Here is an 18,344-nt window from a genome sequence, read left to right on the forward strand (position 1 = left end):
TCTGTCCCGTTTTTTTTTCAAAATAACAACAATATGGCGGAAATCGCGACGCCTGTTGTGCCCATCATTATCACGCAGAAACCCATAATATCGCGCGCCTTGAGCCCAGCAATTGCCAATACGGGCAGTGCCCAGAATGGCTGAATCAAATTGGTCCAAGCATCACCCCACACAAACGCGATAACAACGTCCGCGAGATCTGCGTTTAGCGACTGGGCCGCCTCGACAAGAATAGGCCCTTGAACCGCCCATTGCCCTCCTCCCGATGGAATGAAGATATTGAGTATGCCCGCCGATAGAAAACTCACAAACGGCAATGTGCCAGGCGTCGAAATATTGGCAAACGCTTGTGCTAACTCAGCCCCCAGACCTGAAGCACTCATCATGCCCATAATCCCAGCATAGAACGGAAACTGGATAAGCACGCCGGAAACCCCGCGCGCCGCCTCATCGATAGCGGCAAGAAAGCTGCGTGCGCTAGCGTGCAGAGCCAAGCCTAGAAAAATGAGCACGAAGATGATGATGTTTAGATTGAGGCCACCCCCATTTACGGCATAAACGACCACCGAAGCAAAGCCCAATGCCGCACTTACCCATGCTAATGTCTTGGACCGCTCTAAACGTTCAGCCGGACGCAGCGCCTCTGATGGGCTGTCCTTAACGACGTCTTCTTTTAGGTTGTCAGAATTTACAGTCACAGGCTTATCGATACCCCACATCAATAAGCGGCAGGTCAGCGGTAACACGATAAGGATCGCCGCGCATATACTTAGGTTAAGTGCACTGAAGATTGTTTCGCTGGTCGGGATCAAACCGATCTGATCTTCAAGAAAGTGCCCTGGCGTTGCAATAAGCAGCGTTGCTGACCCTGATAGGCCAGCATGAAAGCTGATGAAGCCCGCATAGGCACTGGCCACCAATAGTCGATAGTCGACACCTTCGACTCGCCGGGCCAATTCGCGGGCAAGAATTGCACCAGCCACTAGGCCCATGCCCCAGTTAATCCAGCATAGGACTAACGTTGTGAAACTCACTGTTAAAATGGCACGTCCAGGCGTTTTCGCTACGCCAGCGATACGATCTACCAGCCCCATAAATACTGGCGTACGCGCTACGGAGAACCCTGCCACAAGAATAAGCGTCATCTGCATTGCAAAACTTAGCAGATTCCAAAACCCATCTTGCCAATAGCCGAGCATTGCCACAGGTGCTTGGCCTTGAAAAACAATGCCAGCTAAGAACACAATTAATGTGATGAAAAGTACCAGAATTAGCGGGTCGGGCATGTAGCGATCAAACGCGTTAACAAAGCCGTTAGTGAATGTTTTAAACATGATGTGGTTCCGCCTGGAGGTCAGTGATTAATACCGCGATGATGACGGTAGGTCAGAGTGGCGCTGGTCAGTTTTTATAGTGTTATCCCAATCGATATGCTGGTGTTCCACCATCCGGCAGACATCGACGAATACCCTTCCTCTGGTAGTACTATGCTCCTTTCTCTGCTAGCACTATTTCACGAGCAGACCACAGGGTGAGACCATGACGCGTGATAAGCGCATAACCATGTTCTCATTTCCCGCTTGGGCTGACTTGGGATCTCGTCTTGGAGTGCACACTTCATTTACCTCCTTTTTGTTTTATTCTTACGTGGCGATTGTAATCTCTGTCAACGGCACGGCCTGACAGGTTAAACACTGATTTGCTTCCAATTCGCTGCCGCTAAGATGCGCGACTTCTCCATCAATAAGCTCGCAGATACAGCTCTCACATTGACCGACGCGACAACCGCTCGGTAGCGCAAAGCCATGCTCAAGGGCGGCGTCAAGGATCGAGCCCATTTCTGGTCGCCACTCAAAGCTATTCCCTGTTCCTGCTACGTGAACGATTTGAGGCTGTAACTCAAGGGGAACAGGGTTAGGCGAGGTAAAGGCCTCGAACATGATGTCAAACGCCGGAATGCCTAGTGCTTTCATCGCCTGGTTCGCACTGTCAATGAAGCCAGGGGATCCACAGATGTAGATGAGTGGTCTTCTTGACTGGAGCAGAGTGACCGCCGAAAAATCTACCCGACCGTGAACCGCGTAATCCTTGCCAATCTCATCGGACGGTAGAGGAGCAGAATATGCGGTGATGCTATGCAGATTAGGCAGCGCCGTACGAAACTCTTTTAGCCTGTTTGAAAAGGGGTGCTCGTCCCCACTTCGGCATCCATGAAGCAACATGATTTCAGTGTTTCCACTTTCGGCCACGAGGCGTTCCAGTGCACTGATAAACGGTGTGATGCCAATACCAGCTGCGATGAAGACAATGGGTCGGTCACCATGCGTTGGAGGATTAAACACCCCGGCTGGAGATTCAAGCTGGAGGCCGTCACCGATAGATAATTTATGAAGGGAAGCTGAGAGCGATTTTCCTTCCAGCCCTTCGAGGTCTGTGCCCTGACGCCGAACGGCAATCGATAGTGTGTTGGAGAACAAGCCAGAGCCGGTCAATGAATAGGAACGGGCTGGGCCATCTGGGCCGACTCTGGTAGCGACATATTGCCCTGGCAGAAACTCCGGCAGGGCCTGACCGTCCGCAGGTGCCAGTTCAATAGCGATGATATTGCTACCCTCTGGCCGTATTCGAACAATGTTGAAATCACGCCAACCGTTCCAACGCCCGATATTCCGGGTTGGGTGCGGGCTGATTTCGCACTGGATGGCACGCAATGGAACTGAACCGCTGACAGGATCGTGTGCTGTATCGCTCAGTACCGCATTTATATTACTTGTGTTTGGACCAGATACTGGAGTTTCAGCACGGTTAAGAGCTAGCGAAGACTGCCACCAGCCAAATTCAGCCAGAACCACACGATCGTCCAGCGCCTCATTCAGTTTCACCCGCAGCAGAGCTTTACCGGCAGTAGTCGCGACATAGGCCCAGTCTCCTTCGGACAGCCCACGTGAACGCGCAAGCGTCCCGCTAACTTCTATCATGGGGTCAGGTGATTTCTTACGGAGGGACGTAATATGCCGATGAGAGCTGTGCACGAACCAGCCGGATTTTGCAGTAGTCAATGTAAGAGGGAAGTTCGCTCCCTTGCTATCCGCGTGCATTGGGCTTTCCAAAGGCTCGACATGGCAGGCAATGGCGGGGTAGTGAATGTCTAGAAGTTGCTCAGAATAGAGTTCGACAAGCCCCGAGCTAGTAGGAAATCCTTTAAGCCTATCCTTTAGCGCGAGCTGGCCATGTTTCTGCAATGACGATGGTTGGGGAAACCTCTTTCCGCCGGGGGATTGTCGCAATTGATTGACCGTCACTCCCAATGGCTCAAGCTGCCAATTCCACCCCGCCTCTATGCTACCGCCAAAGAAATCCACCTCAAGACCCAGACGGCAGGCAAGATCGAAAACAATGTCATAGTCGGCGCGAGCATCGAACTCACAATCGATCATTTTGGGGCGAAACTGGAGGGTCTCAACCGCCGCCTGATTGATTTCGAAACCGATTTTTAATGCATCACGCTCTGGGGACAAATTCACCGGTAGTATGATGTCAGCACACTCCGCTGTCGGGTTCATGAAAATGTCCGCGTGTACATGGAAGTCTAATGCGCGTAACGCCGCCAGATTGCGCTCAGCATCAGCCTGCGATACCACAAAGTTAGTACCGAAGCTCATCAATGCCCGAACTCGGTAAGGTAAATGTTCGGTAGCTGCACGGCTGAAATCGCGGGCGGTAATCCATCCGCGGGATGGAGGTCCAAGGGGCAGCTCAGAAAGTCCAAGGGCCTTCTCCTTCTGCCCTTTCGGTAACAGTGAAAGCTGATTGACGGTACGCGTCGGTGGCGGTGTCGGCCATATATTTCCGCCAGGTATATCGCACGCGCCCGTCAAGGCATACATACTCGCAATGGCACGCTCGATGGCAGTGGCATTGGTATGTTGCCCGACCCCCGTCCAAGAATGGTATGCCAGCTTTGGATTACCCTCGAGTAAGGCGTAAAACTGTATAAGTGCGGACCTATCTACCCAACTGACGTCAGCGACATGTGCCGGTGTAAAAGGTTCGGCAGTTTCCTCAAGCAAGGAGTAAACCGTCTTGGCGATAAATTCGGTACCGTTTCGATCGGTCAGCCGAAGTTCATGGTTGAGTTTGAAATCATCAGCCATTGCTTCAGAGGCCCAAGGATCGAATCTTCGCGGTACTCCACTCTTATCGACCACAACAAGATGCTTGGGCCCTTCCCCGCCCCAGAGATCTTCCGCGCGGACAAGATGGCCCGTTTGCTGGTTGACCAGCACGCAGGCGTTTGTCCACCGGCGGACAAACGCATCATCATAGGTGTTCGTTTTGATTAGATGGCGGATGGCGCCCATCGCGATCGCCGAATCAGCTCCTGGACGCACTCGCAGCCAAACGTCGGCTTGCTGCCCAGATCCATTTGGCTTGGGGTCAATGACGACAACCTTCGCGCCTCGGCTGCGAGCTTCGGCAATTCGACTAGCCTGGGCAAGCCATGTCCTTGCCGGATTATGACCCCAAAGGAGGATAACGTCGGCATTTTCATAGTCGGCAAAACCGATGCCGCGTCCGAAGGTTAGTTCATGGGCATAGTCCTTGTGCCAGCCACAAACCTCAACGGCGTAGATAAGATTGGGCGAGCCGAAACACCTAACGAAACGTTCAACCCACTCGAAACTATCCACCATGGGGGTACCGCTCGGCGTGGTAATCGCAAAAGCAACCGCTTCGGGACCGTCTACTTCCCTGATGTCACCCAGGTGGCTAGCAACTTCGTCAAGCGCATCGTTCCAAGAAATTGCCTCCCATTTGGGGTTCGGAGCGCCTTTGGGAGAAATTCGCCGTAGAGGAGTGCGTAGCCTCTCAGGACTGTGAACCATCTCGGGAGAAGCTCGCCCCTTCGCGCAAAGAGCACCGCCAGTTGGGTGGTCGCGCAAGGGCTCAATAGACACAACACGGTTACCACGCACAACCGTCTCTGAGCCACAGCGTGAACGGCAGAGCGTGCAATATCCCTTGAACCTTTGTTCAGTCATGAGCCGACCTCGCACTTTTAAATGCATTATTGTAGCGCGCTACAATAATGCATTTGGATTCTGGCCTTGTCAAAGGTAACGAATTATCATTGAAAAAATGCATCCAAAAATCTGAGTGAACACGCCAATGCAACAGAATCTTCGCGAGCGCATCCTGAAGCAGCTTCGCTCCGAAATCATTTCAGGTGAGAGCCTTCCAGGGACGCTCTACTCCGTCCCTGCATTATCAGCTGAGCTCGATGTTTCAACGACTCCCGTTCGTGAAGCATTGCTCGAATTGGCAAATTCCGGGTTGGTCGAGCCTGTTAGAAATAAAGGCTTTAGGGTTTCGCGACCGTCGATGAAGGAGCTGCACGATCTTTTCGCTATGCGCGATCTTTTAGAAATACAGGCCGCAAAATTGATGATGGCCGATACGCCATGCGACACAGAACCGCTAAAACACTATGCCCGCGAAATCGAACGTGCCGTCAAGGAGGATGATGTTCGTGCTTATCTTGTCGCCGACCGTTCCTTTCACAACGCCATGTTCATGGCGTCTGGAAATGAACTGTTAGCCAAGACAGCACTCTCCCTTCGAGATAGGATGCGCCTCTTCGGTATTCGCTCGGGTGCAGGGGTGGACCGACAACGTGAATCAGTCGGGGAGCATTACAGCATTATTGAACTTATTGATGCCGGTGAGACGGGCGAGCTTATTACACTCTTGCAGCACCACATTCTTAGCTGGAGGCCAATATTTTCGGCGGCTCTAGAACAAGACGACCTTCGCACTCGAAAAAAACGACTTTTGGGGAGTCAGTCATAATGTTGAATGAGAATGAGCAAGGGGTGATCCTTCGGCTGTTTATGTAGGCGATCCGCACCCACGCCAGGTTAAAAAGAGACAAATAAGTATGGTTTCGCTCAAAGTGTTGCAACAGATCACGTGCATCAATCGTATCTTCGTGGATTACGAAGTAGTGACAGCCGGTACACTTGGTCTACTGTACACGAAGCGCGGAAACCGATGCCCCAAAACGGTCGCTGAGTTTCCTGCCAGGTAAGGCTGCCGCATAAAGGTCTGGTCGTTGGTTCACTACAGCATCCACTACCAGCCCACCATTGGATTCGCCCTGGACAACCAAACCAGTTTCCATCGTGATGCCTTGCGTTATAAGGAACTCACTGACCGCGATAAAATCATCAAAGACATTCTGCTTGTTCTCCAACTGTCCCGCTCGGTGCCAAACTTTAGCGCTGCCTATCCCCGGCAGTTGATCCGTGCCGTCAGCAGTACCATCAAGCGTGAAGCGGCGCATCTGAGTATGCGCATCACAGAGATAAGTCTGTCAGCAGATGTACGCCGAACAGGGCCGCATCGTTCATGACATCCTTATTCTCAGGTATGGCAAGCTCGGTCGCCAATTCGGCATCGGCCAGATTGATAGCCACAACTTTACGTCTTTCGGCATCCGGTTGTTTCACGCCTGACAAACCGAAATATCAAGCTTCTCGCTCAAAATAGTGCTGGCCATCTACTCGCGCTTATAAGGGCTGCTGCCGAGTAAACTGGCAACTTTCAGCATATCGATAAAGAGCACAGGCCGTATGCTGGACTGCCTGATATTAAACTTTAGAAGCCCATTCAAGCTGCTTGCCGAGCTTTTCCACGAAGCTCGCCATGCTTTCATCGCCTAGATCTACCGCCTTTGCCCCACCTCCAGCCACTAGCGTTACGTCGGAAATACCAATGACATTCAGTACCAGACGCAAATATTGAGTTGCGATATCGCGGTTCTTAATGGGTGAGCCCTCGGTGTATACACCTCCAGATGCGATCAGTACAGTTGCCTTCTTGCCAGTCACTAAACCGCTTCCATCAAAGCCAAGCGTCAAACCCTTACGAACAATGTGATCTACCCAAGCCTTCAGGACAGCCGGAACATTGTAATTGTAAACAGGTGTTGCAATAACGATGTGATCAGCGGCGAGCAATTCCGCAACAAGTTCGTCTGAAAGCTGCAATGCGGCAGCCATTTCGGGTGAATGTTTATCCGCAGGTGTGAAGTAGGCTTGTAGCCATGCAGCATCAACGAACCGAAGTCCTGTCTCCAAAAGGTTGCGGTTGATGATGACACCATCAGAGTGAGCGGTTTCCCACTCTTGTACAAATCTCCGCGCCATGTTGTGTGATACTGAGCTTTCACCGCGAGGGCTAGCTTCTATAACCAAAAGCTTTTCCATTTTAAATCCCCAAAAAAGTAAAGAAGATAGCGCCGTATCGGCGTGTCTCTCCAAATGAGTGTGTTTGGAAAATATAAAGACATTTGTTAATTACCGGAAGTGATTAAATTATGATTAAGTCAATCGGTTTTTATGATAGAGATTGAGGAGAATCCACTTTGATAGAAAGCCTTACACTTGATCAGCTACGCGTTTTAGTGACGATTGCTGATGAGGGAAGCTTTTCAGCGGCGGGCCGGAAACTGGGTCGCGTCCAATCGGCAATTAGCCAAACGATCGCGACGCTTGAGGATATACAGGGCGTCTCGCTGTTTGAGCGTAGTGGCTACCGTCCCGTATTAACGGACACAGGACGAGTGCTTGTCGAGCAGGCGCGATTAGTATTGGCAAGCGCTGCTAGGTTTGAGGGAGTCGCTATGGGAGTGCGCATGGGATTGGAACCAGAGCTTGTCATTGCAATCGATCCTTTAGTTCCATCGGCACCCCTCATCGAAAGCCTATCTGCCTTAAACCAGACCTTTCTGAATTTGCCCGTCAATTTTTCGACCGAAGGATTGGGAGGTTCGCTGCGAAAGCTAAGAAGCGACTCGGCAGCCATTGGTATCTGCTTGCTGCTTCCTGCCATTCCGGATGATATGACTGCCTATCCACTGCTTCGCGTTCGGATGCAGGCTGTGGTAGCTCCTGGGCATCCGCTGGCACAACTTGGACGAGCGGCGACGCAACTCGACCTGGAGCCATATGTTCAGCTCGTTCTATCGGATCCGATCGATCCAGGAAGCGCTAACTTTGGGCTTGCAAGCGCAAGAATTTGGCGCTTCGCGGATCTTGGCCGACGGCTGGATTTTCTGCTGGGTGGTTTCGGTTGGTGCCGCATGCCGGAACATCTCATAGCGAAGTCAGTCAGTGCTGGAAATTTGGTACCACTGCGCATTGAGAACGATCCAACGCCTGAGGAAGGGTTAACAATTTATGCCGCGCATAAGCGTAACCGGCCCCTAGGGCATGCTGGACAATGGCTACTGGATGATCTCAGAAGGCGTTTGCAATCTTAAGGCCGCATCTCTCTGTGGTGTGTCACTCCAGCGAGGCTGAACTAAGGCAGCTCTGAGTTGAACCTAATAGAGATGGCCCAAACGTAATTGTAAGAGCCGCAGATACTTGCAGCCAAGGTACTCTCTCGCTGCAAAGCAGGCATAGGATTTCCCCAACTGTATTTCCCTTGTTACAGACACAAAAAAGCCGCTGAAATCAGCGGCTTTTCCCTAATAGGTGGCGGAGGGACAGGGACTCGCGAGAAAAGGGAATAACTTCTTGAAATGCTTGTATGAAGCGGTTTTTTTGCTAATTTGGGACAAATTACTGGGACAAATCAGTAAAATTAAAGGGAGCATGCATAGGTGATGATTTGGTATCAAAGGGATTGACTTAGCACGCACGAATTAAGCTACCTGAGTCGCTCTTGCACTATAATAAAGAGAAGAAAACCTTACCTATATTTAAGATAAATTAAGATGTTATTTGAAAATTTTTCTGGCTCTAGGCGAATTCTTCGGATTGCCGCAGGTTTCTTGAACTTAGCAATGTTATCTTTTTTGGCTTCAAAACTGTCCATACCTCTAAATGTATAAACAATTTATAGCCTCTATCTACCCCCCTGCTGCCTTCCCCCCTAGCCAACCATAGATAAAATATTCTAGGGCATGTAGGTGCCTTGCTGGCTGTTTTGATATCAACAAAGCGAACCTTGATGACAAAATTTTTTTGTAGCAAAATGCTGGTAAGCACACCAAAGTATAAAGATGTGTAAAGCAGCACTAACATAATTTATAATTAGGGTGAGTAAATGTCGAATGAAAAACTTTTAAATTTTGGAGAGCTATCAGCTCTAAGAGTCGAAATTCTAGAAAGAAACGATGTTTTTGTTTTGAAAAAGAAACAATTAGCTAAATTCTTTCTACAACGACTATTAGGACTTGATTCCAAAACTAACTACTCAAAAGTTGAAGAAGCTTATAGACAATCGGCTTATAGCGGCCTTGAAGAATCTGCTAAAACGGAAAACTCAAGTGACTTTTGGACTAATATTGAAAAACATTTTCTATATTTAAAATCCGAACCAATCGATGCATTTCTTCAGCTATCACTTGATATTATAAACGACCTTAAAAAAATTGATAAAAACTTAGAAAGAATTAGTAGCAAAGAGAAATATATAGAAGAAAACAAAAAAAATGGTAGATTAACAGCTGAAGAGCGATATTTGAAAAAACAACTCACTTACTATAAAGATAAAAATAGAGGAGCAAGGTCTGAAATAGTAGATTTCATGACCAATAACATTCAAGCCTATGCAATAAATATAAGTTCTGAACCTCCATTAAATAGTACTAGCCTTATTGGTTTTAATAGCATCCAGAAACCTTATAAGTTTGGAAGAAGATTTATGTGGGAAACTTCAGATTCCTACGACTATAGAAACCTTGATGAGTATTCAAACAAGTTCGGGGATCTTTACATAGGTGATCATAAAGAATTAGTTAGCCTTTGCCAAGAGTCTCACGAGAATTTTAAGGAGGTAGCCTACTATTACATTAACGGCGAGATAGATTATATTGATAGTGCAAGAGAAAAGTTAGAAAGACTTGTCAGAGAATCTCATATCCTGAATCGTCGTAAAAAAATTATTGAAACAATGTTAATGCATTTTGAAAAAAAAGATTTTATTTCTTTTGTTAGCATTGCTCCGCTTCAAGTAGAAGGTATATTTGCTGATATTTGTAGGGAAGTAATGGTGTCAGAAAAAGAATTAGACTTTTCTTCACTTAACAACAAACTAGATCGTTTAGATGAAAAGCTAGGAAGATTTTTATATTTTGAATACTATTCATTCAAGTTTCCAGTACTTAGAAATATGATAGCCCACGGTGAGTTAATTGATGGTGATTTTGAAGAAACAGCTTTAAAGCTTATGCTCGATTTAATACCAGTTTGCGAATTCGCAGATGAAAAAGAACTTCCCACTAATCGTCACCTGAGTATACTTTATGAAGCTAGCAATGGAAGGAATGAAAAATTAGTAGAGTGGGCTTGGTTAAGTAAAGAAGAAAATCCAATTCCAGACTTTTATGATATTAGTGAACAACTACAATTGATTAATCAGCATTATCAATCTCAAGCCTTTTGGGATTATTTAAAGAATGAACTTAAAAAGGTTAGGTCTGTTAAAGAGATTAAAAGAAGCAAACCTGATAAAATTGCAGGACTTCTTAAATGTAAAGGTATTGCAGAACAACAAGCATTAGAATTTTTCAAATCTTCGACAAGCATAGTAGAGAATGCTATTAAAGAAAGAGAAAGGGTGTCTGCATTATTCAGAAGAAAAGAAAAATAATCACTCACCTTAATTTCAGTTGACAACATCTACTCTATTTTATAAGGGCATAAGCTTTACTGGCTTCAGCCCTTTTATATAGATCTAAGCTAAAGAAACAAAGCAATGTCTTCTGTTTTACATTGATTGAAATTAGTTATTCCTAATTTCTTCAAAGAACATTCGATAGATTGTTGCTCTTCATCGTTATGATATGTTACCAGCCAATGCATATTTCTTGGGGTCTTCTTTACCACTTCCTCAAAGTAAGGTTGGTCAACTATTGATAATGAGTGCCCTATAACCACAACCTGCGATGCAGCATATAAGTTATCAAAAAAATATTGATTATCCTGAACAATTTTTGATGTTGGCTTAAACGTATCTTTAAAATAACTATTTAGCAATTCGTTTCCCTCCATCACCCTTGTATCCATATCTTCTGGATTTGGAATATTATTAAAATTTGGAATGGTTGAAGGTTCCCAAGCATGACCTAAAATCATTTCTTGGTTTGTAGCTCTGCTTCCATGGATATATAGAATACTTTTACTATCAACGTTATAAAGCAATTCAAGTGTATCTGTATAATTAAAGCTTAATACAATATCCGATGATATTATATTAAAGCCTTTGTTAGCGGATATTGCCTCTACATCCAGTGAATATATCCAATCGGTAAAGTGCCTTTTTAAATCACTTGAAACCGCACCGAGTATTTTATCTAGCTCATACTGATAGTCATGATGGTAGGCATCGCTCCAATCTTCTGCTGAGTAAGACTGGAGAAAATTACTTGCTTCATCAACCGCTAAATCAACATCAAAATCCGCGAGTGATAATTCAAGTGTATTCCAGTCTCCCTCAAGGTGAAGATATTCTTCAATAATGCTGTGAAGGGAGCTATCTTGGGATCTCAAATACTCGGAGAATTGATTTAAACTACTTGGCAATCCGTGAAATAAATCAAATCCATTTCCTATAATGAATAATCTAAATGTCATTTTTAATCGCCCTTATCAAAATGATATCGTCCTGAACTGTGATAACACCTAAGTTCTATATTTCCGTAATTATCATGCTATTCCGCATAATCAACACACCCGCAGTTAGAGCATCTTAGTTTTATTCCAATACTTTCTTCATTTTTAGCCTGATAAAATAACTTCTGAAATCTGAGTTTTTTTGCAATCTCACTTGTTTCATTGAAAGATTAAAATTTAAGTTAAACCAAGAACACCTTCCCTTAACTCTCTAGCATCCCTGCTAGAGGCTTTTGTAGACCGTAGTTATCTGATGGGTCTGGAAAAACGCTTACGATCTACGTTAGTCCGGAAATGAGAGAATGATTCATGGTGAATATAGGGAAGAGAAATTAGCTGTGCTTTGGGACAAATGATAGGTATGTGGGAGCTAATTGTTGAAACAGAAGATTGGGACAAATCGAAAAACAAAAGCCCCGTAAACTGTTGATTTACGGGGCTTTTTTAATAATGGCGGAGGGACAGGGATTCGAACCCTGGGTAGGTTATTCACCTACGTCGGTTTTCAAGACCGGTGCATTCAACCGCTCTGCCATCCCTCCGGCTTATGCGTGCATATACTACCAGCTTTTCCTTGTAAGTCAACGCCCTTAGTACAATCGAATACCAACGCGAGTAATGTTTCCACCTTCCATCTCGCTGACTACCCAGTGAATGCCGTGCCAGTCCACATCATCCCCTAGCACTGGATGCCCTCCTACGCGCATGGCAACAAATTCAGCCAGCGTTATGCTCGCCTCTCCGTCGCTTAACGTTAAACCATAGGCTAGGGCCACATCTTGCATTAGTGAGGTGCCATCCAGCGTAAAGGTGCCGAAGAACTCGCGCTCCTGTTTTAGTTTCGCATCACCATTAAACAACCGATTAAGGGTATTCAAATCCGCTGAGCGACCAATAACGCAAATCACGTCGCCCAGTTGCAGGCGCGTACTGCCCTTCGGTTGCAGCATGGCGTGATTACGAAACAGCGCAGAAATTAATGCCCCAGAAGGAAAACGCAGCAGGCGAATAGGCACGTCTTCTAAATCTTGATTTTCTACGCCATAAACAAATAGCTCAAAGTCATTTTCGGGCAAAATACCCAGCGGACCCCGTCGGTTGGGGACGGTGCCAACCGGCACCTCTACCTTTAGGTACCGGGCCATTAGCGTTAGCGAGCCGCCCTGGACCAGCAGTGACATCAATACAACAGCAAAGGCGATGTTAAAGTACAGAGAGGCATTTTCGACCCCGCCTATAACGGGGAAGATGGCCAGTACAATCGGAACGGCGCCTCTCAACCCTACCCAGGATATGAAGAAGGTTTCGCGCCAGCGGAATTTGAAAAATGGCTTAATAGCAATCAGCACGGCCAATGGGCGAGCGATAAATATCAGCGCTAGCGCCACCAAGCTGGCAGGCAGCGCTACGTCCCATAGCTCACTGGGCGTTACTAATAAACCCAGCACCAAGAATAGGCCGATTTGACTGAGCCATGCCAAGCCGTCATGTACAGGCAAAATGAAATTGAGGTGCCGCCCCGGCTGATTGCCAATCATCAGACCGGTTAGGTAAATCGCCAAAAATCCGCTACCGCCCAATACGCTGGCGAAGCCGAAAACGCTAAATCCTAACGCCAGCGCTAACATTGCATAAAGGCCCGGTGCTAAGTCGAGCCAGCGCAGCAATTTGGCACTTAGCCAGCCACCGCCGATCCCAACAATTAAGCCAATTCCAAATTGCGAAATGAAAAATAGCAGCGTGTCCGTTGGGCCGCCAATCTCACCTACCAGCAACTCCACCAACATTAGCGTCAGGAAAATCGCCATCGGGTCGTTGGTGCCTGACTCTATTTCAAGCGTAGCCCCTACCCGCTCATTAAGATTAACGCCGCTGCCACTAAGCATTGAAAATACGGCAGCAGCATCGGTCGAACCAACAATCGCACCGACTAATAACCCCTGCACCAGCGTGAGATCAAAAATCCACATCGCGATTAAGCCAACGATACCACTGGTGATAAAAACGCCAAACGTGGCCAAAGAAAGTGCCGGTTTAAAACCAACCCGGAAGGTTTTAAGGCGAGTACGCAAGCCGCCATCTAACAAGATCATGGCAAGCGCGAGATGACCAATAGCAAACGCCATGGAGTAATCATCAAACACCACACCAAGCACGCCCTCTTCACCCGCCAGCATGCCCAGCCCTAGGAAAATAAGTAGTACAGGTACACCCATCATTGAAGATAAGCGGCTTGCCAAGATGCTCAGCGCCATCAGCGCGCCGCCCACCAAAAAGAACATATAAATTGCATCCATGACTCTCTGCCTCTACTTCAATACAGCGCTATTATTGCATGTAACCATTTAATTTACTGTGCCTTGACGGCTTACGCTTATGCCTAAAGGGCTGGTCAGGAGCTTTACTCCGCGGCTACACTTCGTCGTCACAAGATTTGGAGTTACTGACTATGCTGCGCTGCCGATCACGCCAGTGGCACTTTGCGTTACTCACCGTTATTGTCACTTTGTTGCTCTTCACTTCCGTTTGTCACGCTGACAACGACGATCAGAAAAACGACCAGACAGCGATTCCGCTGACGCTAGAAACCGTTGTGGTAGTGCCACCTTCACTGTGGACTCCTATTGAGGATATCAGCGAAGATAAAGTGCCGACCATGGCCCTGACACCGGCGCCTGCGCTAGAGCCACCGCCATTAAAAAACATTACGTTAATGCTGGATTGGTACTTAAGCCCCCAGCATGCAGCGCTCGTGGTGGCCAAAGAACGTGGCTACTATGCCGCTCAAGGCCTTGAGGTAGACATTCAGTCACCGGCAGATCCATCTATCGCTATCAAACTACTAACGGCCGGGGAGGTAGATTTAGCGTTAACGCGCCAGCCTTTGCTACACCTTTATGCCCATGAAGGCGCCCCTATTATTCGAATTGCGACACTGATTGAAACAGCATTAACAGCGGTAGTCGTAATGGGGCCTGAGCAGCTTGATAACGCAAAAAATCTAGCGGGATTGCATTATGGCTACACCACCCGCGAAGGACTTAATTTAAGTATCCCACGACTAGTGCCGCGCTCTGTACAACAAACAGATGATTTTTCTGCCCCTCAGAATTTACACTTTGATCCGACAAGAGCATTGAGAGAGGGCCAGGCAGACGCAGTGGCTGATGGTTTCTTTCACTACCTACCGCCGCAGCTAGCAACCGAAGGGATTACCACGCACTTGATACGCTTTGAGGAGCTGGACATCCCTCGCCACGATGGGCTAGTGGTGCTCGCGAACAGTGATTCCGTCGTGCGCCGCGCAGATACGTGGTCACGCTTCACAACCGCTATTGAAGAGGCGAGCAATTGGATAGTTGAAAACCATGACGCAGCATGGGCGCTATTAACCGCCACTCATCCCGTGCTCGACAATGACATCAACGCGGCCGCCTGGCAGGATATCTTACGCCGCATGGCACTGAGCCCTGCCGCCGTTGACAGTCACCGCTACACCGCATTTGAAACTTACTTGCTGCAAATGGGCCTTATAGACGACACGCTCCCTCTCTCACGTTTGGCAGTAGACCCACATGTACTCTAACTGCTTACTTATCGCTTGGGAGTCGCATGAGCGAAACCGCCCTCATTTTTATTGATTTAGAAACAACGGGAACACGCGCGACACGTGACCGTATTACCGAAATAGCGGCCTTAAAAATTGCTAACGGCGAGGTGATTGATCGTTGGTCGAGCTTGATCTACCCAGAGGGTAAGGTACCGGCACAAATTAGCCAGTTGACCGGTATAGACGATCGCATGCTAAGCAGCGCCCCACGATTTGTGCAGATAGCTAAGCCGCTGCGCGAGTGGCTTGGCGATGGGCATTTAGTCGCGCATAACGCACGCTTTGACTACAGTTTTTTACGCAACGAATTTAAACGCGCAGGTCTGGATTACCGCACATCGATTATCTGCACGCTACGCATGTCGCGGCGATTAGCGCCTCAAGAGCGGCAGCATAATCTCAAAGCATTACTCAGCCGTTACGATATCATTCCCCTTCGCCATCATCGGGCTGGCGACGATGTCAATGCGCTGTGGTCGCTATGGCAGGCCTGGCAGAAGGGACACAGTACCGATACGTGGCAGAACCTTCTTAATGAAGAGCAGCGCCACCGCACGCTGCCTGCGCATCTTGATAGCGCTCAACTCGAAGGATTACCCGCCACGCCGGGTGTTTATTTATTTTATGGCCACAATCGACTACCACTCTACGTGGGTAAAAGCATTAATCTGCGCAGCCGCGTGCTGGGCCACTTTCAGCGTGACCACCAGGACGATAAAGAGATGCGCTTGGCGCAACAGGTTCAGCAGATTGAATGGGAGGAGACAGCCGGCGACCTAGGCGCTCAATTGCGCGAAGCGCAGCTAGTGAAAAGATTAATGCCCATTATGAATCGGCAGCTACGCAAACAGGGAAAACTGGCGACCTGGCATTGGCCGGAAGGCGCAAACTGCCCCGAGCTCATTAGCGGTAGCGCCCTCAACCAACCACAGAGTAAAAAGCTGTATGGTTTATTTCGCAATGCAACGGATGCTAAGAAGGCACTTCGCTCAATCGTTGAGGAACACCAGCTTTGCCCACGCGTTATGGGACTTGAGAAGGGAAAGGGCCGCTGTTTTGCTAACCAGCTGGGCAAGTGCAATGGAGCGTGTAACGGGCAAGAGCCCATAGCTGTTCACACACAGCGCGCAAAGGGCGCGTTACAGCAACTGCAAATCAATGCATGGCCTTGGTCTGGCAGCATTGCTATTGAAGAGCGCCCGACAGGCAACTCCCCTCCTGCCTGGCACGTGGTTCGCCAGTGGTGCTACCTCGGTAGCGCGGCGAGCATTGAACAAGCCAGAGCGTTAGCCGATACCCCTACGCTCTTTGATGTTGATAGCTATCGAATTTTAAACCGTTTTTTGCGTCATCCAGAGCAATATGGACTTACCGTTACAGAGCTTTGATCGCCATCTCGCTTATTGAGCGTTTAAAAAAATCTCAACGGCCTGCTGGAAAGCCTCAGGCTGATCGGCGTGCAGCCAATGACCGGCATTTTTAAGCGTTACGACGCGTGCGCTGGGCATTACCGCACGTAGTGCGGGTAGCATGGCGTCAGCGACATAAGGGGAATCAGCCCCACGCAGCACCAGCGTCGGCCCTTCGTAGGGTTGCTCACCGTCCGGCTCGCCAATAATATCGCTATAACCCCGTTTGATCTGATCTAGCCCCACTCTTAACGCCATCACGTTATCGTCGTTACGCACCAGGTTAGTCGCTAAGAAAAGCCGCGTGGGGCGAGAGTCGACATGTTCGCCCAACATTACATCGGCCTCACTGCGCGTTTTAGGCTTACCTTCACGAACGCTTTCGAGTGCGGCAAACACATCATCGTGGCCATGCTCATACGCGACTGGCGCTATGTCGGCAACGATCAGCGAAACAACCCGCTCAGGTGCTAGGCGGGCCAAGCTCATTGCTACTTTGCCCCCCATTGAGTGGCCCAGCACATGCGCACGCTCAATTGAAAGGCTGTCGAGCAGTGCTATAACATCGTCCGCCATCATTGCGTAGCGCATGCCCTCAGCATGAGGAGACCTGCCATGGTTGCGCAGGTCGACAGCAATGACCCGACGCGAGCGCTGCCACGCTTTCAAATGCGAGCGCCAGTTGTCAGCACTTCCTAGCAAACCGTGAATTATCACCAGCGGAGTAGCGTCAGAGGCATTCTCATCAGCGGGCATATCAATACAGTGGAGATCAACGATGGCAGCGTCAGTCATGCAAGCTCCTATGTCTTAGCAATGTTTTTACAAACAATGTTTTTAGGCAGTGCGCGGCACGCTATCTACCTGCCCTGTCCAAACAACTAAACGGCGCGATAACCAGGCGAGTAGCAGGCCATACAGTGGCAAGAAGAATAACAGGCTGATCGCTAATTTGATTGCATAGTCGACGGCGGCAATTTCAACCCAATGGGCCGCCATAAACGGATCAGGGCTGTTGTAAAACGCCGTAGAGAAAAATGCGAACGTATCGGCAAGGTTACCCAGCACCGTTGAACACACTGGCGCGACCCACCAGGATAACTGGCGTAAACGGTCAAACACCTGGACATCAAGCAGCTGACCTATCACATAGGCTAAGAAGCTAGCGAGCGCGATGCGAGCGACAAATAGATTCCATTCAGAAAGCGCTGCAATACCGGCAAAGCTCCCCCGTGGAAACACAACTGAGACCACGTAGGACACCACCAGGGCAGGAAGCATAACGCGAAGAATGATAGCGCGGGCGGGCCCTTTGCCAAATAAGCGCACTGTTAAATCAGTGGCTAAAAAAATAAACGGAAAGCTGAAGGCTCCCCAGGTGGTATGAAATCCAAACAGTGTAAACGGCAACTGAACAAGATAATTACTGGCGGCAATAATGCCAATGTGAAAGGCCACCATTACTAATAAGCAGCGGCGGTGCTGAGCGTCACTCAATGCGAACATGTCGATAAGCCTTTTTGTACATAAGAAGAGGGGTTAGGGAACCCTCGAGGTCATTAGCGCAAGGTGGCGCTAGGGAGCAGCATTATACGGCTTCTACCGCGCAATGAAAGCCGCTCAACTACGTGAGCGGCGTAT

The 18,344-nt window shown here is 48.4% G+C and carries 14 protein-coding genes and 1 tRNA gene; 5 read left to right on the top strand and 10 right to left on the bottom strand.

Features of this window, described 5'->3' with window-relative positions:
• Nucleotides 1–17 precede the first annotated feature (17 nt).
• Complete coding sequence (locus tag ACT3TR_RS14015) at nucleotides 18–1,334, bottom strand: short-chain fatty acid transporter (protein WP_096279983.1); 1,317 nt, start codon at nucleotides 1,332–1,334, stop codon at nucleotides 18–20.
• A gap of 309 nt (nucleotides 1,335–1,643) precedes the next feature.
• Nucleotides 1,644–5,042, bottom strand: coding sequence for a molybdopterin-dependent oxidoreductase (locus ACT3TR_RS14020; RefSeq protein ID WP_444625429.1), 3,399 nt, complete (start codon nucleotides 5,040–5,042; stop codon nucleotides 1,644–1,646).
• Between the two features lie 127 nt (nucleotides 5,043–5,169).
• Between ACT3TR_RS14020 and ACT3TR_RS14025 the strand changes: the two genes are divergently transcribed.
• Complete coding sequence (locus ACT3TR_RS14025) at nucleotides 5,170–5,850, top strand: GntR family transcriptional regulator (protein ID WP_096279979.1); 681 nt, start codon at nucleotides 5,170–5,172, stop codon at nucleotides 5,848–5,850.
• Nucleotides 5,851–6,025: 175 nt separating this feature from the next.
• Here the strand turns inward: ACT3TR_RS14025 and ACT3TR_RS14030 are convergent, their stop codons facing one another.
• The 3 genes from ACT3TR_RS14030 to ACT3TR_RS14040 all read right to left on the bottom strand — a co-directional run bounded on the left by ACT3TR_RS14030 (nucleotide 6,026) and on the right by ACT3TR_RS14040 (nucleotide 7,268).
• Complete coding sequence (locus ACT3TR_RS14030) at nucleotides 6,026–6,343, bottom strand: prolyl oligopeptidase family serine peptidase (protein WP_444625428.1); 318 nt, start codon at nucleotides 6,341–6,343, stop codon at nucleotides 6,026–6,028.
• A 13-nt stretch (nucleotides 6,344–6,356) separates the two neighbouring features.
• Nucleotides 6,357–6,509, bottom strand: coding sequence for a hypothetical protein (locus ACT3TR_RS14035; RefSeq protein WP_444625427.1), 153 nt, complete (start codon nucleotides 6,507–6,509; stop codon nucleotides 6,357–6,359).
• 141 nt (nucleotides 6,510–6,650) lie between these two features.
• Nucleotides 6,651–7,268, bottom strand: a complete 618-nt coding sequence (locus tag ACT3TR_RS14040; protein ID WP_444625426.1) for an FMN-dependent NADH-azoreductase — start codon at nucleotides 7,266–7,268, stop codon at nucleotides 6,651–6,653.
• A gap of 158 nt (nucleotides 7,269–7,426) precedes the next feature.
• On the opposite strand from ACT3TR_RS14040, the gene ACT3TR_RS14045 reads away from it, so the two are divergent.
• Entirely contained in the window at nucleotides 7,427–8,323 is an 897-nt protein-coding gene (locus ACT3TR_RS14045; RefSeq protein WP_444625425.1) for a LysR family transcriptional regulator, read from the top strand.
• A gap of 791 nt (nucleotides 8,324–9,114) precedes the next feature.
• The gene (locus ACT3TR_RS14050) at nucleotides 9,115–10,662 is read left to right on the top strand and encodes a hypothetical protein (RefSeq protein WP_444625424.1); all 1,548 of its coding nucleotides are present in this window, start codon (nucleotides 9,115–9,117) and stop codon (nucleotides 10,660–10,662) included.
• Between the two features lie 89 nt (nucleotides 10,663–10,751).
• On the opposite strand, the gene ACT3TR_RS14055 is transcribed toward ACT3TR_RS14050, so the two are convergent.
• The 3 genes from ACT3TR_RS14055 to ACT3TR_RS14065 all read right to left on the bottom strand — a co-directional run bounded on the left by ACT3TR_RS14055 (nucleotide 10,752) and on the right by ACT3TR_RS14065 (nucleotide 13,981).
• Nucleotides 10,752–11,645, bottom strand: coding sequence for a bacteriophage abortive infection AbiH family protein (locus ACT3TR_RS14055; RefSeq protein WP_444625423.1), 894 nt, complete (start codon nucleotides 11,643–11,645; stop codon nucleotides 10,752–10,754).
• A gap of 490 nt (nucleotides 11,646–12,135) precedes the next feature.
• Nucleotides 12,136–12,226, bottom strand: a tRNA-Ser gene (locus ACT3TR_RS14060).
• A gap of 48 nt (nucleotides 12,227–12,274) precedes the next feature.
• Nucleotides 12,275–13,981 (bottom strand): potassium/proton antiporter, encoded by a 1,707-nt coding sequence (locus tag ACT3TR_RS14065; protein ID WP_441686068.1) that lies wholly within the window; start codon nucleotides 13,979–13,981, stop codon nucleotides 12,275–12,277.
• A 152-nt stretch (nucleotides 13,982–14,133) separates the two neighbouring features.
• Here ACT3TR_RS14065 and ACT3TR_RS14070 point away from each other — a divergent pair, with 152 nt between their 5' ends.
• Nucleotides 14,134–15,270: an ABC transporter substrate-binding protein gene (locus ACT3TR_RS14070; RefSeq protein ID WP_444625422.1), complete on the top strand. Its 1,137-nt coding sequence runs from the start codon at nucleotides 14,134–14,136 to the stop codon at nucleotides 15,268–15,270.
• A gap of 26 nt (nucleotides 15,271–15,296) precedes the next feature.
• Nucleotides 15,297–16,682, top strand: a complete 1,386-nt coding sequence (locus ACT3TR_RS14075; protein ID WP_444625421.1) for an exonuclease domain-containing protein — start codon at nucleotides 15,297–15,299, stop codon at nucleotides 16,680–16,682.
• Between the two features lie 12 nt (nucleotides 16,683–16,694).
• On the opposite strand, the gene ACT3TR_RS14080 is transcribed toward ACT3TR_RS14075, so the two are convergent.
• Together ACT3TR_RS14080 and ACT3TR_RS14085 are read right to left on the bottom strand one after the other, a co-directional pair.
• Nucleotides 16,695–17,498: an alpha/beta fold hydrolase gene (locus ACT3TR_RS14080; RefSeq protein WP_444625420.1), complete on the bottom strand. Its 804-nt coding sequence runs from the start codon at nucleotides 17,496–17,498 to the stop codon at nucleotides 16,695–16,697.
• Nucleotides 17,499–17,540: 42 nt separating this feature from the next.
• Nucleotides 17,541–18,209, bottom strand: coding sequence for a 7-cyano-7-deazaguanine/7-aminomethyl-7-deazaguanine transporter (locus tag ACT3TR_RS14085; protein ID WP_096279963.1), 669 nt, complete (start codon nucleotides 18,207–18,209; stop codon nucleotides 17,541–17,543).
• Nucleotides 18,210–18,344 lie beyond the last annotated feature (135 nt).

The organism is Halomonas sp. AOP12-B1-6 (assembly GCF_052379225.1).
GTDB lineage: Bacteria > Pseudomonadota > Gammaproteobacteria > Pseudomonadales > Halomonadaceae > Vreelandella > Vreelandella casei.

Bases quoted from the DNA above. Each gene is read 5' to 3' on its own strand.
- ACT3TR_RS14015 (WP_096279983.1), bottom strand. From the start codon at position 1,334: ATGTTTAAAACATTCACTAACGGCTTTGTTAACGCGTTTGATCGCTAC.
- ACT3TR_RS14020 (WP_444625429.1), bottom strand. From the start codon at position 5,042: ATGACTGAACAAAGGTTCAAGGGATATTGCACGCTCTGCCGTTCACGC.
- ACT3TR_RS14025 (WP_096279979.1), top strand. From the start codon at position 5,170: ATGCAACAGAATCTTCGCGAGCGCATCCTGAAGCAGCTTCGCTCCGAA.
- ACT3TR_RS14030 (WP_444625428.1), bottom strand. From the start codon at position 6,343: ATGCGCCGCTTCACGCTTGATGGTACTGCTGACGGCACGGATCAACTG.
- ACT3TR_RS14040 (WP_444625426.1), bottom strand. From the start codon at position 7,268: ATGGAAAAGCTTTTGGTTATAGAAGCTAGCCCTCGCGGTGAAAGCTCA.
- ACT3TR_RS14050 (WP_444625424.1), top strand. From the start codon at position 9,115: ATGTCGAATGAAAAACTTTTAAATTTTGGAGAGCTATCAGCTCTAAGA.
- ACT3TR_RS14055 (WP_444625423.1), bottom strand. From the start codon at position 11,645: ATGACATTTAGATTATTCATTATAGGAAATGGATTTGATTTATTTCAC.
- ACT3TR_RS14065 (WP_441686068.1), bottom strand. From the start codon at position 13,981: ATGGATGCAATTTATATGTTCTTTTTGGTGGGCGGCGCGCTGATGGCG.
- ACT3TR_RS14070 (WP_444625422.1), top strand. From the start codon at position 14,134: ATGCTGCGCTGCCGATCACGCCAGTGGCACTTTGCGTTACTCACCGTT.
- ACT3TR_RS14075 (WP_444625421.1), top strand. From the start codon at position 15,297: ATGAGCGAAACCGCCCTCATTTTTATTGATTTAGAAACAACGGGAACA.
- ACT3TR_RS14080 (WP_444625420.1), bottom strand. From the start codon at position 17,498: ATGACTGACGCTGCCATCGTTGATCTCCACTGTATTGATATGCCCGCT.
- ACT3TR_RS14085 (WP_096279963.1), bottom strand. From the start codon at position 18,209: ATGTTCGCATTGAGTGACGCTCAGCACCGCCGCTGCTTATTAGTAATG.